The following is a 14504-nucleotide window of genomic DNA, read 5'->3' as shown; positions in this document are numbered from 1 at the left end:
CCATGCTCGCTCCAACCGGATCCAGCCCATGGCTTTTCCTCTGGCACGACATTGCGCGTTAGCGCTGGCCGCCGTTGCGGCCTGGATGACGCTAACCACGAGCGCGCCCGCTTCGCCGCGCGTCGAAGCTCTGCTGGCGCGCATGACTGTCGAGGAGAAGGTCGGGCAGCTGAACCTCGTGTCGGGCAACCACGCCGTGACGGGGCCCTTCGCACCGCAGGACGTGCGAGACGCCATTCTGAAGGGGCAGGCCGGCGGCCTCTTCAACGTCTATGGGGCCGAGTACACGCGCAGCCTCCAGGAGCTCGCCACCCGCGAAACACGGCTCGGCATTCCGCTGCTGCTCGGCTTCGACGTGCTGCACGGCTACCGCACCATCCTCCCCATTCCGCTCGGGCAGGCGGCGAGCTGGGACATGGAGGCGATCGAGCAAGGCGAGCGCGTGTCCGCCGCCGAGGCCTCGGCCGCGGGCGTGAACTGGATCTTCGCCCCCATGGTGGACGTCTCGCGCGATCCGCGCTGGGGCCGGGTGGCCGAAGGGGGAGGGGAATCCGCATGGCTCGGCGCGCGCATCGCGTCCGCGCGGGTGCGAGGCCTGGAGGGCGCGCGGCTCTCCGCGACCGACTCGGTGGCGGCCTGCGTGAAGCACTTCGCCGGCAACGGCGCGACCGAGGCGGGACGCGACTATAGCGGACTTGACCTTTCGGAGCGCGCGCTGCGCGAACAGCAACTGCCGCCGTTCCAGGCCGCGGTGGAAAGCCGTGCGCGCTGCGTGATGGCGGCCTTCAACGCTGTCGACGGCGTGCCGGGCGTCGCCAACGAGCGCCTGCTGCGCGACATCCTGCGCCGGGAGTGGGGCTTTGACGGCATCGTGGTGAGCGACTTCGGAGCCATCGGCGAGCTGCCGGTGCACGGCGTCGCCGAAGACGGCTTCGATGCGGCGCGGATCGCCTTCCGGGCCGGCACCGACATGGACATGGAGAGCCGCAGCTACATCGCCTCGATGCCTCTGCTGGTGCGCGAGGGCCTCGTGCCTGGTGACGAACTCGACGCCTCCGTGCGGCGCATCCTGCAGCTGAAAGAGGATCTCGGCCTATTCGACGACCCGTTCGCGCGCTCCGATCCGCAGCGCGAGGCGGCCGTGATCGGCTCGCAGGCGCATCGCGAGGCGGCGTTGCGGCTTGCCGAAAAGTCGCTCGTGCTGCTGAAGAACGAGCGCCGGACGCTGCCCTTCGCGACCGACGCCAAGCGGGTCGCCATCATCGGGCCGCTCGGCGACTCGGGCGCGGATACGCTGGGCCCGTGGGCGGCCCACGGCGACCCCGAGGCCGCCATCACGCTGAAAGAGGGCGTGGAGGCCGTGCTAGGCGCCGGCGCGCAGGTGACAGCCCTCGCGGCCGGGACGATCGAGCAAGCGAAGCCGCGCGACATCGCGGCGGCCGCCAAGCTCGCGTCCCAGTCGGACATCGTGATCCTGGCGCTGGGCGAGCACGCCACGCAGAGCGGCGAGGCCGCGAGCCGTTCGTCGCTCGACTTGCCGGGCGACCAGATGGCGCTGGCCCGCGCCGTGCTGGCGGTGGGCAAGCCCACCGCGGTCGCGCTCTTCAACGGACGGCCGCTGACGATCGAGGATCTGGACCGGGAAGCGCCCGCGATCCTGGAAGCTTGGTTTCCGGGCAGCGAAGGCGGACTGGCGGTCGCCCGCACGCTGTTCGGGCTGAACGAACCGACCGGCCGCCTGCCGATCAGCTTTCCGCGCAGCGTCGGGCAGATCCCGATCTACCACGACCATCTGCCGACCGGCCGGCCCGCCATGGCGGCCTACAAGCCCTATACGAGCGCCTATATCGACCTGCCGTCGACGCCGCTCTACGCGTTCGGGCACGGCCTGTCCTATACGCGCTTCGAGATGGGGGAGCCCCGGGTCGATCGCCTCCGGATGGGGTCGGGCGAGAGCGCGCGGATCACGGTCCCGGTCGCCAATGTGGGGGACCGGCCGGGCGCCGCGCAGGCGCAGCTCTATATCCGCCACCGTGTCGCGCGCCTGTCGCGCCCGGTGCGCGAACTCAAGGGCATGGGACGGGTGGCGCTGAAGGCCGGAGAAACGGGCGAGATCAGCTTCACACTGAGCGAGCAGGACCTGGCCTACTGGCAACCGGGCGGGCGCTTCGCCCTACCGGATGGCGGGCCGATCGAGATCCATGTCGGGCCGGACGCCGGGCAGACGCGGATGGCGGTGCTGGATTACCGGCCCGATCGTCAGGCGCCCGCCGCCGAAGCCGCCCGCGTGGATACGGTCCGGCCGACGCCGTGAGCCGAAGCGTCGCGTCTGGCGCATGACGGCCATTCCGGTAAAACGAACGTTCGTCCGTTGTATCGGTTGACCTGCGGGTCTTTTCAGCTATGTTGGCGGTGTCGCAGCGCGTTCGGCGTTGCGGCCGCGGGATTTTGAGCCAGCAGCTTGCGCCGCGTCACCAAACGCTAAAGCGCCACGACGATGTCGTGGGCTCCGCGATGGAGACCACCATGACGATGCCGATCCAGATGCGAATGCGCCGCCTCAGCCGCCCGGCCTTCGGCCGGTGTTGTCGGGCCTTCTGAACGCAGTCGCCCACACTTCGTCCTGGATCTGGAGCGCGTCCGAGCGGCGCGAAACTTACCGATGTCCGATGCATTTCTGATCGAACTCGGCGGCGTGTCCGTCGGGATAGTCGCCCGTCATCCTGGCGAGCCTTCCTACCGCTTCTATGCCGCCAATCCATTGGGCAGGAGCCTGGAAGGCCGAACCTTCCGGACGCCCGCCGCCGCCGAGAAGGCGGCGCGGGCCGAGCAAAACCGCCGGGGCCAACGCCGCGACGCGGGCCGCCAGCCGACTGCTTGAGGATAGTTATGAATGCTCCCGTGAGGGTCGCCCTCGGCGACCCGTTGATCAACCCAACCGCCACGCGCGAAGCGCTGATCCGGTTCGAGAACGTTTCGAAGCGCTTTGCCGCACGCCGCGGGCAGGCGGAGGTGCGGGCCCTCGAGGGGATCGACCTCGCCATCCCGAAAGGCGCGATCGTCGGGGTGATCGGCCGGTCCGGCGCCGGCAAGTCGACCCTGATCCGGCTCGTGAACGGGCTGGAACGGCCAAGCGGCGGGGCCGTCGTGGTGGACGGCGTCGATGTGGCGGCGCTGTCCGAGAAAGGGCTGCGGGGCGTGCGCGGCGCGATCGGGATGATCTTCCAGCACTTCAACCTGCTGTCGTCGCGCACGGTGTTCGACAATGTCGGGCTGCCGCTCGAGATCGCTGGCGCGAGCCGTGACGATATCCGCCGCGCCGTGGAGCCGCTGCTCGAGCTCGTCGGCCTCTCGGAAAAGCGCGACCGCTATCCGGCCGAACTGTCCGGCGGGCAGAAGCAGCGCGTCGGCATCGCGCGGGCGCTGGCGACAAACCCGAAGGTGCTGCTGTGCGACGAGGCGACCTCGGCGCTGGATCCCGAGACGACGTCGTCGATCTTGCAGCTTCTGAAGCGCGTCAACGCCGAACTCGGCGTCACCATCCTGCTGATCACGCACGAGATGCCGGTGATCAAGGAGATCTGCGACCGCGTGGCCGTGCTGGAAGGCGGCCGCGTGGTGGAGGAGGGCGACGTGTTCGACGTGCTCACCCGGCCGCGGCATCCCACGACGGCGAGCTTCCTGTCGTCCGTCACCGGCATCGACCTACCGGCCGACGTCACGGCCGCGCTGCGGCCCGAGGCGGTCGCGGGCGGGCAAGCGGTGGTGCGCGTCACCTTCACGGGTGAGAACGCGACCACGCCGGTAATCAGCCGGCTCACCACCACGCTAGGCATTGACTTCAACATCCTGGCGGGACGCATCGAGCGCATCGCCGGGCGGCCCTTCGGCAGCCTCGTGGTGAGCCTGCCCGGCGAAGAGCCGGGCCTCTCGGCCGCGCTCGCGGCTCTGTCTCAACTCGGTCTCGGCGCGGAGGTGCTTGGCCATGTCGCCTGAAATCATCCGCCTCGTCTGGCTCGCCACGCTGGACACCCTCTCGATGGTCGCCGTGGCGGCGTTGATCGGAACCGCGATCGGCCTGCCGCTCGGCGTGTTCCTGGCCACCAGCCGCAAGGGCGAGCTTTTCGCCGCGCCGGCCGTGAACGGCGTGCTGGGCCTGGTGGTGAACGCCACGCGGTCGACGCCTTTCATCATCCTGGTGGTCGCCATCATCCCGTTCACGCGCCTGATCGCGGGCAGCTCGATCGGCACCGCGGCCGCGATCGTGCCGCTCACCGTGGCGGCGACGCCGTTCATCGCCCGCATCGTCGAGGGCGCGATCCGGGAGGTGGACCAGGGCCTCGTCGAGGCCGCCCGCGCCATGGGGGCGAGCCCGCTGCAGATCGTCCGCAAGGTGCTGATCCCGGAGGCGCTGCCCGGCGTGGTGCTCGGCCTGACGCTCGCGGTGGTGAGCCTGATCGGCTACTCGGCCATGGTCGGCGCGGTGGGCGGCGGCGGCCTCGGCGACCTCGGCATCCGCTATGGGTACCAGCGCTTCATGCCCGAGGTGATGGCCACCGTGGTGGTCGTCCTGATCGTGCTCGTACAGGCCGTGCAGAGCCTCGGCGACATCCTGGCGCGCCGCCTCAACAAGCGCCTGCGCCAATCCTGACCATTCCCTTCGTTTCCCTCCCAACACTGGAGTTCCTTCCGTGACGTTCTCTCCCTCACGCCGCATCGCCCTTGTGGCCGCCCTCGCGGCGACGACCCTCGCGTTTTCGCTTCCCGGCGCCGAGGTGGCCCATGCGGCCGACCAGGTCGTCCGGATCGGCGCGACGCCCGGCCCGCACGCCCAGATCCTCGAAGCCGTGAAGCCGGTCCTGGCCAAGAAGGGCATCGACCTGCGCATCCAGGAATTCTCGGACTACGTGGTGCCTAACCAGGCGCTGGACGCCGGCGAGCTCGACGCGAACTCGTTCCAGCACCAGCCTTACCTGGACAACCAGGTGAAGGATCGCGGCTACAAGCTCGTCAGCGTCGCCACCACGGTGAACTTCCCGATGGGCATCTACTCCAAGAAGCACAAGAGCTTCGACCAGGTGCCGAACGGCGGCACGGTGGCGATCCAGAATGATCCGACCAATGGCGGCCGCACGCTGCTGCTGCTGCAGGACAAGGGCGTCATCAAGCTGAAGGCTGATGTCGGCTTCAAGCCGACCGTGCTCGACATCGTCGAGAACCCGCGCAAGCTGAAGTTCATCGAGATCGACGCCGCCCAAGCGCCGCGCACCCTCGATGACGTGGACGCGGCCGCGGTGAACACCAACTATGCCGAGCCGGCCGGGCTGAGCCCACAGAAGGACGCAATTCTTTTGGAGGAGCCGAAGGGGCCCTACGTCAACGTGATCGCTGTGCGGGCGGCCGACAAGGACAAGCCGTGGGTGAAGGACCTGGTGGAGGCCTATCGCTCGCCTGAGACGAAGGCCTTCATCGAGCAGAAGTTCAAGGGCGCGGTGCTGACCAGCTGGTAAGCGAGAACGGTACCGACCTGCAGAACCCCGGCTTTGCGCCGGGGTTTCCACATTTAAAATGTGAATACCAGCATTGCACATCCGGGTGCGGCTTATGTTGATCCTGCGCGGCGCCGCCCTATAGTGCGCCTCCTTAGCGGGGCCGGCTGCAAAGCGACCGGCCCGCCCACGGGATCGCAACCATGCTCATCCGTTCCGGCGTCGTCGAGGCCATCGGCAACACCCCCCTGATCCTCCTGAAGGAAGCTTCCGAGCGAACCGGTTGCCGCATTCTCGGCAAGGCTGAATTCATGAACCCCGGGCAGTCGGTGAAGGACCGCGCGGCCCTGTTCATCATCCAGGACGCGGTCCGTCGGGGCGCCCTGCGACCAGGCGGGACGATCGTGGAGGGAACGGCGGGCAACACCGGCATCGGTCTCGCGCTGGTCGCGAACGCGCTCGGCTTCAAAACCGTGATCGTCATCCCGGAGACGCAGTCACAGGAGAAGAAGGACATGCTGCGGCTGGCCGGCGCCGACCTCGTCGAGGTCCCTGCCGTGCCTTACGCCAATCCCAACAACTACGTGAAGGTGTCGGGACGCCTCGCCGAGCACTTGAACGCCAGCAATCCAAACGGGGCGATCTGGGCCAACCAGTTCGACAATGTCGCCAATCGCGAAGCCCATATCCAGACGACGGGGCCGGAGATCTGGGAGCAGACCGGCGGCGAGGTCGACGGCTTCATTTGCGCGGTCGGCACCGGCGGAACGTTGGCCGGAACCGCCATGGCGCTCAAGGCGCGCAATCCCAAGGTGACGATCGGCCTCGCGGATCCGATGGGAGCGGCGCTGTTCAGCTACTACACGACCGGCGAGCTGAAATCGTCAGGCTCGTCCATCACCGAGGGCATCGGCCAGGGCCGCATCACGGCGAATCTTGAGGATGCGCCGATCGATACGGCGTTTCAGATCCCGGACGAGGAAGCCGTGCCGATCGTGTTCGACCTTCTTGAAAAGGAGGGGCTCTGCCTCGGCGGATCCTCGGGCGTGAACGTGGCGGGCGCGATCCGACTGGCGGAGCAACTCGGCCCGGGCAAGACGATCGTGACGATCCTGTGCGACTACGGCACGCGCTATCAGTCGAAGCTGTTCAACCCCGCGTTCCTGATGACCAAGGGCTTGCCCGTTCCCGCCTGGCTGACGCAGAAGTCCGGCGTGAAGGCGCCTCTGGTCTGATCAGCCGACCGAGGCCGCTGCCGCGACTGGCCGAAAGGCTCGGACGAGGGCTGGGTCGAGCTTTCCGGTCATTCCGACCAGGATTTCGTAGGCGTCAGCGGGCGGCATCGTGGGCTTGTAGCTGCGATGTTCCACCAGAGCCGCGAAGATATCGCAAATCGTCAGGATACGGGTCAGGTCCTTGACCTTGGCGCCCTGGATCGCGTGAGGATAGCCCGATCCATCCAGATATTCGTGATGGTGTTCCACGGCGTCCAGCACGGCGGCGGGGATCTCCGGCTGGTCGGCGAGCATCCGCACGGCTTCGCCCGGATGGGTCTTGATCACGGCGAACTGCTCCGGCGTCAGCCGGGTCGGGCAATCGAGTATATCGAGCGGTATGCTGGCCTTGCCGATGTCGTGCAGCGTCGCCGCCAACGTGACTCGAAGCGCGTCGCCCCGGTTGAAACCAAGGCTGCTGACGAAAGCCGCCGTCACGCCGTTGACCAGCATGCAGTGCTGGTAGGTTGCGTCGTGATGGCGCCGCACCGTTTCGATCCAGACACCGACGCCATGGCTTTGAATGGCGTCGATCATCGACCCGTTGGCGCGATCGAGTTCAACCTGGTCCAGATCGGCAATGGGGCCCGACAGGAGTTTGTGGACCACCCCTTCTGCCTGGATGAGTGTCTGGTCGAGGTCATGGGATCGCGTGTTCCAGGCTTGCGGACCGGCGAGGCGCAGGTCGGCTTGTGAAACGGCTTGGCTCAGCAGCGATTTCGATGTCTTTGGGGCGACTGTTCTCGCGCCGCCATTGCTGGGCATTGCGACGGCTTTCAGTGAGGATCCGGACATGCGCACCTCGATCAGGACGCGCGATTCTATCTGCAAAGATGATGCTAAGTCGTTACCGGTTGGTAGGTGCGATGGCCGGTGATCAATCGGAGCCTGTACTTCGCCCGTGCAACAACCTATCCGTGTAAGACTGGATGAAAAAGGCGTGTCTCAGTCGCTTGTAACGTGAATGGGCCCGGTTGCATCAACGCTCGTCCGCGCCAGCCCGTGTATACTGGCTCAAGGCCGGTCGCCAACGAGAATCAGGTCCAAAATCGCCCACCGTGTTGACGGACAGAAGTTCCGCCAGGCGGTTGCGGGCGCGATTGACGCGGCTCTTGATCGTACCGACGGCGCATCCGCAGATCTGCGCGGCTTCCTCGTAGGACATGCCTGAGCCGCCGATCAGGATCAGGGCTTCGCGTTGGTCGGGGAGGAGTTTCTGAAGAGCGGTGTTGAAATCGGCGAGGTCCATATGCCCGTCCTGCGCCGGATGCGTGGCGAGGCGGGCGGCCATCTGCCCATCGGCGTCCTCCACCTCGCGCCGGCGCTTGCGGTGCTCGGAGTAAAAGACGTTGCGCAGGATGGTGAAAAGCCAGGCGGAGACATTGGTGCCCGGCGTGAAGGAGTTGCGGTTGCCCCAGGCTTTCAGCAGGGTTTCCTGCACGAGATCGTCGGCCCGGTCGGGGTTTCCGCTGAGAGACATCGCGAAGGCGCGCAATGCTGGCACGGCGCCAAGCAGGTCGTCCTTCATCCGGCGGCCTGCCTCGTCCATCACTCTTCGTCCTTCTTCTCTCCCCCGGTTTTGCTGTCCAACTGGTTGAGAAGCTCAAGGAAACGATCCGGCACAGGCTGGCTCACCACGGAATCGTAGATGGACCGCAATTGGCGGCCGATCTGGGCGTTGACATCGGCGTCGAATGCCACCGGGGCGTCCGGAGCCGCTCGTCCTGCCTGCTGATCCATGCTGCTACCTGTCGGGTCCCGTCGCTTATGCTTCTTCTCGTCCATCCATGCCTCCGCAATGCCGATCGCGGCGTCATCAAACCGGGGGATCAATCGACGACCTGTACGTGAGGCACGGGGCGTAAACGTCGCTTCTCCCACCCGGTTCCGAGTCAGCGACGGAACTTTTGTGCATCCTATCCGTTTGTTTAACGTCAAGGTCCGGCTCGCCGGGACACACTCCGGCGCGTAACGGCCAAATCTCTCCAGCTCATAAGGGGCGTCCATGTCCATAGCCCAGGCGATCGCACCGCATCTTCCCTATTTGCGTCGGTTCGCCCGCGCTCTTACCGGCACCCAGCAAGGCGGCGACGCCTATGCGGTAGCCACCCTGGAAGCGCTTATCGCCGATCCAAGCTCGTTCGAGCGCGAGATGGAGCCGCGTGTCGCGCTCTACAAAGCCTTCCTGAAGGTGTGGGGATCGATCGCGGTGAACCAGGTCACCGATACGCCGGCGACCAGCGGCGGCATTACCCGCAATCTCGCGGCGCTGACTCCGCCGGCCCGCGTGGCGTTCCTCCTGAGCTCGGTCGAGGGCTTCACGCATGAGCAGATCGCCGGCGCGATGGGTCGCAGCTCCGATGATGTCGGCAACCTGATCGACGAAGCGGGCCGCGAGATCGCCCAGCAGATGGCGACGGACGTGCTGATCATCGAGGACGAGCCGATCATCGCGATGGATCTGGAGTCCCTCGTCGAAGGCCTCGGCCACCGCGTCATCGAAGTCGCGCGCACCCGCGGCGAAGCCGTGGAGGCGGTCCGCAAGCAGCAGCCCGGCCTTGTGCTGGCGGACATCCAGCTCGCGGACGGATCCTCGGGCCTCGACGCCGTGAACGACATTCTCGAGTCGTTCGAGGTGCCGGTCATCTTCATCACCGCCTATCCGGAGCGGTTCCTGACGGGCGAGCGCCCCGAGCCGGCGTTCCTGGTGACCAAGCCCTTCCGGGTCGAGACCGTGAAGGCCGTGATCAGCCAGGCGCTGTTCTTCGACCAGAAGTCGCATCGCAAGCAGAAGACCGCGGCCGGCTGATCGCTTCGTCTCCAACAAACCAAAAAGGCCGCGACGATGTCGCGGCCTTTTTCGTGAGTGTCCTATGACCTCGGACGATCAGTCGCCAAGCTTCCGGCCGCCGACGAAGCCGGCCAGGATCGAGATGCCGACCAACGTCCAGGGGCTGACCTGGCTTGTCACCGAATGGGCGACGCGCGCCGCCATGCTGCCGCGAGCGTCGTCCCGAGACGCCGATCCGCCGCGGCCTGCTCCCACCGCCTTGATCAAGGTTACGATATCAAGGGCCGAGTGCGTCGCCTGGCCTACCTTCTCGGCAAGCTCGCGACGCTCACGTTCAGCCTTTTTGCGCCGCGCGGCGCTCGAGATGGCGCGAACCACAAACACGAAGATGGCCAGCACCAGGAAGACGCCCGCCATGATCAGGGCCGCGTAGAGCTCGCCATATTTCTGGCTCAGCCAGATATAGACGGCGCCGATACCGAAGCCGATCGCCAGCATGGCGAGGATGCCGATCAACGCGAACTCGATCACGTCCTCGACGAGGTTCGACATGGCCGTGCGCACCGGGCGCATGGCCGTGTCTTTCAGGGTCGCAAAAAGCCCACCCATCAGCGTGAACGGCTCATGAGGCCCAGCACGAGGCCGACGCCTGCAGCGATCAGGACGGCCCTGATCGGGTTGTGCTCGATGCGGTTCTCGATCTGCCGGTTGGCCCGATTCAGACGATCGCGGGCCTCGTCGGCCAGCATTCCGCCAGCCTTGCCGAGATCGTTGGCGCGCGCGTAGACCTTGTCACGGGCCTGATCGACGGCGCCTCGGGCGTTGCGGGCCACGCCGCCTCGACCGGCAACCATGTTCGACACCGTATCGGCGAGCCGGGCCAGATCATTGCGAACGGCGGCAAGGTCGTCGCGAACGTCGGACATGCGGGTTTCCTGGCTACCAAACATCGGATCGAAGCTCCTTCTCGGACCGCCCTGCACATCGGCGTGAGGCCGCGCCTGGGCCTGAGACTTGAAGTCGCAACGTCACGGCTCGACGGAGAGTTCCAAGCTGAAGCCAAAGCGTTCATTTGAGCGCGGCGCGTCTCGCCGAATGCGGCGGGCCCTCAATGCCGCGCGATAAAAAGAAAGACCCGCAACGCGGACGTTGCGGGTCAAAGGCGGCGCGGCGCCAGTCGGAAGAGGGGGCGTTCATTCCGACCGACCCGCGCAGACATGACCACAAACGCCGCTCTGGCGCGGCGGTTCCATTCGGGTGGAAAATTATTTCAAGCCATGCCGCGGTTGCGGGCGCAGCGGTGCAGCGAGCGTCGCGCCTTCGCAAGCGCCTCATAGCTTGACGCTTCTCTCGTCCACCGGTCGCGCGCATCCGTCTCGTCGAGTTCGATCAGGCAACGCACCAAGTGAACCATGTCGTCGAGAACATGGGCGAGGTCGGTAGACCGCTCGCATTCGGGCACTCCGCCCCTTTCGGCAAGCAATGATCGCGGCGTAATCGCGCCCGGAGGAGAACCGGCCGCGCCGGTTCGGGCGCGCGCGACGTCCTGGACGTCCGTTTGCATGGGCGTCTCCTTCTGGAAAGCGGAACGAATCAAACGGGAACGGATGCGACGAAACGTATCCCGGGGACGATGGTTCCCTCGTGCGGCTCCGCGTACAGACCCGAAAGCTACGCAACTCAATTCTGGGTGGCAACCGCCCTCGCCAGCGCGCCATGAAAAAGGCCCGGCGGAAAGCCGGGCCTTGGTCGTGCCGCAACGTCACATCTGGACGGGCGGCGGAATGGGGTCGCTCATGGGCGGCATCACGGGAGCGGGGTTCGGATCCGGAATGTCGGGGCCTGGCGGGCTGGGGTCCGGAATGTCGGGCTGCGGCGAGGGAACCGGGTTCGGCTGCGGCGTGGGAGTCGGGTTCGGATTCGGGGTGGGGCCCGGATCGGGCGCGGCTTGCTGCATGATCGTTCTCCGTTGCCAAGGCGAACGCCGCATCGCGGCGTCCGTTCCGGGCCTCGTGAGGGGTGCTTGTCAGCTCGCCTTGGCCTTTCGCTGCTGCAACTCCTCGGGCGTGGGCGGCGGCTCGGCGGCCTCGGCGGCGGCGGCCGCGAAGCCTTCCGCCTCTTCGGCCGAGAGCTTGCCGCTGGGCACCTGCACGACCACCTGCGGCCGCGCGAACGCGATGCCGTTCTTCTCGAAGGCGTCGCGCACGCGCTGGTACACCTCGCGGCGCAGGATAAACTGCTCGCCCGGCTTGGCCATGAACTTGATGCCGATCACCATGCCGATCTGCTCCATCCGGCGCACGCCCTGGGATTTCACCGGCTCCAGGAAGTGCTGGCCGTATTCCTCATCCTCCAGCAGCTCCTTGCCGATCTCCTTGACGATTTTCTTCACCAGCTTGAGGTCGGTCTCGAACGCGAGCAGGAATTCCAGCTTCAGGATGATCCAGTCGCGGCTGTAGTTGGTGAGCCGCTGGATGGTGCCGAACGGCACCGTGTGGACCGCGCCGCGATGGTGGCGGATGCGCAGGCTGCGGATCGAGATGCCCTCGACGGTGCCGCGCGTCTGGTCGATCTCGACGTACTCACCCAGCCGGAATGCGTCATCGAGCAGGAAGAAGATGCCCGAGACGATGTCCTTCACCAGCGTTTGCGCACCAAAGCCGATCGCGATGCCGACGATGCCGGCGCCGGCCAGCAGGGGGCCGGTGTCCACGCCCAGCGTCTTCAAAATCATCATGCCGGCGACGATGAGCACGACCACGAACAGGAACTTTTCGACCAGCGGCATGAAGGTCTGCATCCGCGTCTGCGGCTTCATGCTGCCTTCCTCAAAGGCGACCTCGGCGTCGTCCTCCGGATCGACGGGCTCGCCGCCGGCCTCGCTGCGCACGATCGCGCGGATGATCTCCCACACCACATAGGCGAGCAGCACGATGATGGAGACGTCGATCACCATGCGGGCGACACTCTCGCCCAAGCGATTGCTCGCATAAGCGAAGACGTCGAGGCCCCAGATCCGGCCCATCATGTAGAGCGCCGCTACGGCCGCCAGAATGCGGGCGCAGCGCACGAGGCTGGTGGTCCAGGGCGGGTCGACCTTCTCGTCGTGTCCCTGGCGACGCGCGAAGCTGCGGCGCAGCGCCAGCGTGAGAAGGCGCACGGCGGCGGGCGTGTAGATCACCAGCAGGAGGCTCAGGACGCCGGCCTCGAACGCCATGGGGCCGGTCTCGAGTGCGCTCAGGAGGGTAAACACCCAGGCGAGGCCGATCACCGCCCGGGCGACGCCGTACCAGTGCGTGCGCAGCCAGCGGAACACAAAGGTCTCGCGCTTGAACCGCCCTTCCTCGACGGGAGCCTCGACCATGAGGCGCAGGCGGTTCACCCCGGCGTAGAGGAACATGCCGAGCAGGGTCCACAGCGCCATGCCGATCAGGAGGCGGGCCTCGAAGGGCACGCCGCTGGTGCGGAACTCGGTGAGGAGCAGCGCGCCGAGGATCACGGTGGCGTGCGCGCCCACCACGGTGCCGCGCAGCGCCCGCCGGACGCTTTTGCGCGCCGCGGCGGTGGACGGCGGCACGAGGTAGGCGATGCACAGATACGCGGAGGTGTCGGCGACGCGGACGATCAGCGCGCCGGCCACGAAGGAGAGGGCGAAGTCCTGCTGCGCCTGGGACAAGGCCCGCGGCGACGCCAGCACGAGGCCGGTCGCCACAGCCGTGAAGCAAGCGAGGCCGACGCTGCGCTGGCCGAGGCGGCCGCCGTCGCGCAGGGATTCGGGCGGCGGAGGCAGCCCCTGGCGGGCGCGGCGGCGGCGCAGGTTCCAGTCCACCAACACCCGCACGATCGCCTCGATCGCTCCGGCCGCGCCGATCGAGAGAACGATCCAGCCGATCAGGCCGAGCATCGAGGCCGGCGTCGCATCGAGATGGGTCAGGACGCTGTCGCGGAGCATCACCAGATTGGGCGCGCCGGCCGCCACCGTGGCGACGCGGTCGGCGTAGCGGCGACCTGCCGTCAGCACGCTGCCGAAGAGGTCCGTAACCGAGTCGTTTTCGGCGCGCTGCTCGGGCTTCGGCTTGGCGGCGAGCGTATCGAGCAGCAGGGAGCGGGCTTGCCGGTCGTCGAGCCGACTGACGAAATCCGGCACCTTCGCGGGATCGTCCGGCGGCTGCGCCTTGTTGTCGGCCGGCTTGGACGCGCCTGCGCCGAGCGCGAAGGGCAGCGCGGGATTGACGCTGGAGGTTGACGAGGCGGCGTGGGCGGGCGCCGAAATGAGAACCCATGCGAGCGCGCACAGCGCCAGAGCGATCTTCATCGCCGCCCAGCACTGCGTCCGAGGCAGCCGATGCGCTCCAATGCTCAAGACAAGGCTCCGATGTGGATCGAGCTGTTCAACGCGGGCTGTGCGGCAGGGTTCCGCATGAGCTCCCGAGCCGTCAAAAGAGGGCGGCGGAACTTCTCGAATCCGTCCTGCGTTGCTGTCGCCGAATACCGCAATGCCGGCGCTCCGCCCGCGAGCGGTTTGTTGACGAGTTCCAGTTCGCCATGCGTGAGATTCACACCAGCGGCCCGAGGCAGGCCAGCATTCGCCTACCCGACGATCCGATCACGGCCGACCTGCGGTCCTTCGCATTCGAAATCGGCCTACCGGGCGCCTGCGCGATGACCAAGGACGAGCTCGTCGAGGGCCTGCGTCAGTTCCACATGCTCCGGCATGCGATCGAGACCGCGACCGGAGGCCTGAAACCCGATCCCACAGCGGAGGCGCAATAATGCCCAGCGACGCCAAGACGCCGAAATCTGCTCCCGCCAAAATCGCCAAAGGCGCGCCTGCTCATCGACCCGGCCAGCCCGGCGCGGCCGATGAAAGCCGCACCGGAACTGGCGCGCCGCATACGCCGGCGCGCGATAAGGAACAAACAGGCGACACGACGGGGCGGAAAGCGTAAG

The 14504-nt window shown here is 66.9% G+C and carries 17 protein-coding genes; 9 read left to right on the top strand and 8 right to left on the bottom strand.

Annotated features, from left to right (window positions below; genetic code table 11):
- Positions 1-28: 28 nt before the first annotated feature.
- The 6 genes from IEV99_RS17425 (at position 29) to IEV99_RS17400 (ending at position 6724) form a co-directional block, all read left to right on the top strand.
- Positions 29-2314 carry a glycoside hydrolase family 3 N-terminal domain-containing protein gene (locus IEV99_RS17425; RefSeq protein WP_188518999.1) on the top strand — a complete coding sequence of 762 codons (2286 nt, stop codon included), beginning with the start codon at positions 29-31 and terminating at the stop codon, positions 2312-2314.
- A gap of 348 nt (positions 2315-2662) precedes the next feature.
- Positions 2663-2881 (top strand): hypothetical protein, encoded by a 219-nt coding sequence (locus IEV99_RS17420; RefSeq protein WP_188518998.1) that lies wholly within the window; start codon positions 2663-2665, stop codon positions 2879-2881.
- 8 nt (positions 2882-2889) lie between these two features.
- Entirely contained in the window at positions 2890-3996 is a 1107-nt protein-coding gene (locus tag IEV99_RS17415; RefSeq protein ID WP_188518997.1) for a methionine ABC transporter ATP-binding protein, read from the top strand.
- Positions 3986-4651 carry a methionine ABC transporter permease gene (locus IEV99_RS17410; RefSeq protein ID WP_188518996.1) on the top strand — a complete coding sequence of 222 codons (666 nt, stop codon included), beginning with the start codon at positions 3986-3988 and terminating at the stop codon, positions 4649-4651. The genes IEV99_RS17415 and IEV99_RS17410 overlap by 11 nt, the downstream gene beginning before the upstream one ends.
- A 40-nt stretch (positions 4652-4691) precedes the next feature.
- Positions 4692-5510 (top strand): MetQ/NlpA family ABC transporter substrate-binding protein, encoded by an 819-nt coding sequence (locus IEV99_RS17405; RefSeq protein ID WP_371875800.1) that lies wholly within the window; start codon positions 4692-4694, stop codon positions 5508-5510.
- 182 nt (positions 5511-5692) lie between these two features.
- Entirely contained in the window at positions 5693-6724 is a 1032-nt protein-coding gene (locus IEV99_RS17400) for a cysteine synthase A (protein ID WP_188518995.1), read from the top strand.
- On the opposite strand, the gene IEV99_RS17395 is transcribed toward IEV99_RS17400, so the two are convergent.
- From IEV99_RS17395 to IEV99_RS17385, 3 genes are all read right to left on the bottom strand, one after another.
- The gene (locus IEV99_RS17395; protein WP_188518994.1) at positions 6725-7594 is read right to left on the bottom strand and encodes an HD-GYP domain-containing protein; all 870 of its coding nucleotides are present in this window, start codon (positions 7592-7594) and stop codon (positions 6725-6727) included.
- Between the two features lie 148 nt (positions 7595-7742).
- Positions 7743-8312 (bottom strand): sigma-70 family RNA polymerase sigma factor, encoded by a 570-nt coding sequence (locus IEV99_RS17390; RefSeq protein WP_244643908.1) that lies wholly within the window; start codon positions 8310-8312, stop codon positions 7743-7745.
- Positions 8312-8548 carry a NepR family anti-sigma factor gene (locus IEV99_RS17385; protein ID WP_244643907.1) on the bottom strand — a complete coding sequence of 79 codons (237 nt, stop codon included), beginning with the start codon at positions 8546-8548 and terminating at the stop codon, positions 8312-8314. The genes IEV99_RS17390 and IEV99_RS17385 overlap by 1 nt, the downstream gene beginning before the upstream one ends.
- A gap of 220 nt (positions 8549-8768) precedes the next feature.
- On the opposite strand from IEV99_RS17385, the gene IEV99_RS17380 reads away from it, so the two are divergent.
- The gene (locus tag IEV99_RS17380) at positions 8769-9572 is read left to right on the top strand and encodes a response regulator (protein ID WP_188518993.1); all 804 of its coding nucleotides are present in this window, start codon (positions 8769-8771) and stop codon (positions 9570-9572) included.
- 78 nt (positions 9573-9650) lie between these two features.
- Here IEV99_RS17380 and IEV99_RS17375 read toward each other — a convergent pair whose 3' ends face one another.
- The 5 genes from IEV99_RS17375 to IEV99_RS17355 form a co-directional block, all read right to left on the bottom strand.
- Positions 9651-10163 (bottom strand): phage holin family protein, encoded by a 513-nt coding sequence (locus tag IEV99_RS17375; RefSeq protein ID WP_188518992.1) that lies wholly within the window; start codon positions 10161-10163, stop codon positions 9651-9653.
- Positions 10163-10480, bottom strand: a complete 318-nt coding sequence (locus IEV99_RS17370) for an ElaB/YgaM/YqjD family protein (protein WP_188518991.1) — start codon at positions 10478-10480, stop codon at positions 10163-10165. Before IEV99_RS17370 ends, IEV99_RS17375 begins: the two co-directional genes overlap by 1 nt.
- A gap of 344 nt (positions 10481-10824) precedes the next feature.
- Positions 10825-11118: a hypothetical protein gene (locus IEV99_RS17365; protein WP_188518990.1), complete on the bottom strand. Its 294-nt coding sequence runs from the start codon at positions 11116-11118 to the stop codon at positions 10825-10827.
- Between the two features lie 198 nt (positions 11119-11316).
- Complete coding sequence (locus IEV99_RS17360) at positions 11317-11511, bottom strand: hypothetical protein (RefSeq protein ID WP_188518989.1); 195 nt, start codon at positions 11509-11511, stop codon at positions 11317-11319.
- A gap of 69 nt (positions 11512-11580) precedes the next feature.
- Entirely contained in the window at positions 11581-13869 is a 2289-nt protein-coding gene (locus IEV99_RS17355) for a mechanosensitive ion channel family protein (protein ID WP_188518988.1), read from the bottom strand.
- A 230-nt stretch (positions 13870-14099) separates the two neighbouring features.
- Here IEV99_RS17355 and IEV99_RS17350 point away from each other — a divergent pair, with 230 nt between their 5' ends.
- Positions 14100-14327 (top strand): hypothetical protein, encoded by a 228-nt coding sequence (locus IEV99_RS17350; RefSeq protein WP_188518987.1) that lies wholly within the window; start codon positions 14100-14102, stop codon positions 14325-14327.
- Positions 14327-14503, top strand: a complete 177-nt coding sequence (locus IEV99_RS17345; RefSeq protein ID WP_188518986.1) for a hypothetical protein — start codon at positions 14327-14329, stop codon at positions 14501-14503. The genes IEV99_RS17350 and IEV99_RS17345 overlap by 1 nt, the downstream gene beginning before the upstream one ends.
- Position 14504: the final 1 nt, after the last annotated feature.

The organism is Alsobacter metallidurans, from assembly GCF_014636935.1.
Taxonomy (GTDB): Bacteria; Pseudomonadota; Alphaproteobacteria; order Rhizobiales; family Beijerinckiaceae; genus Alsobacter; species Alsobacter metallidurans.
Note: the sequence above shows the minus strand (reverse complement) of the source record. Positions and strands in the feature narration are given on the sequence as shown.

Coding starts and splice junctions, on each gene's coding strand:
- IEV99_RS17425 (WP_188518999.1), top strand. CDS start 29: ATGGCTTTTCCTCTGGCACGACATTGCGCGTTAGCGCTGGCCGCCGTT.
- IEV99_RS17420 (WP_188518998.1), top strand. CDS start 2,663: ATGTCCGATGCATTTCTGATCGAACTCGGCGGCGTGTCCGTCGGGATA.
- IEV99_RS17415 (WP_188518997.1), top strand. CDS start 2,890: ATGAATGCTCCCGTGAGGGTCGCCCTCGGCGACCCGTTGATCAACCCA.
- IEV99_RS17410 (WP_188518996.1), top strand. CDS start 3,986: ATGTCGCCTGAAATCATCCGCCTCGTCTGGCTCGCCACGCTGGACACC.
- IEV99_RS17400 (WP_188518995.1), top strand. CDS start 5,693: ATGCTCATCCGTTCCGGCGTCGTCGAGGCCATCGGCAACACCCCCCTG.
- IEV99_RS17390 (WP_244643908.1), bottom strand. CDS start 8,312: ATGGACGAGGCAGGCCGCCGGATGAAGGACGACCTGCTTGGCGCCGTG.
- IEV99_RS17385 (WP_244643907.1), bottom strand. CDS start 8,548: ATGGACGAGAAGAAGCATAAGCGACGGGACCCGACAGGTAGCAGCATG.
- IEV99_RS17380 (WP_188518993.1), top strand. CDS start 8,769: ATGTCCATAGCCCAGGCGATCGCACCGCATCTTCCCTATTTGCGTCGG.
- IEV99_RS17375 (WP_188518992.1), bottom strand. CDS start 10,163: ATGGGTGGGCTTTTTGCGACCCTGAAAGACACGGCCATGCGCCCGGTG.
- IEV99_RS17370 (WP_188518991.1), bottom strand. CDS start 10,480: ATGTCCGACGTTCGCGACGACCTTGCCGCCGTTCGCAATGATCTGGCC.
- IEV99_RS17365 (WP_188518990.1), bottom strand. CDS start 11,118: ATGCAAACGGACGTCCAGGACGTCGCGCGCGCCCGAACCGGCGCGGCC.
- IEV99_RS17360 (WP_188518989.1), bottom strand. CDS start 11,511: ATGCAGCAAGCCGCGCCCGATCCGGGCCCCACCCCGAATCCGAACCCG.
- IEV99_RS17355 (WP_188518988.1), bottom strand. CDS start 13,869: ATGAAGATCGCTCTGGCGCTGTGCGCGCTCGCATGGGTTCTCATTTCG.
- IEV99_RS17350 (WP_188518987.1), top strand. CDS start 14,100: ATGCGTGAGATTCACACCAGCGGCCCGAGGCAGGCCAGCATTCGCCTA.
- IEV99_RS17345 (WP_188518986.1), top strand. CDS start 14,327: ATGCCCAGCGACGCCAAGACGCCGAAATCTGCTCCCGCCAAAATCGCC.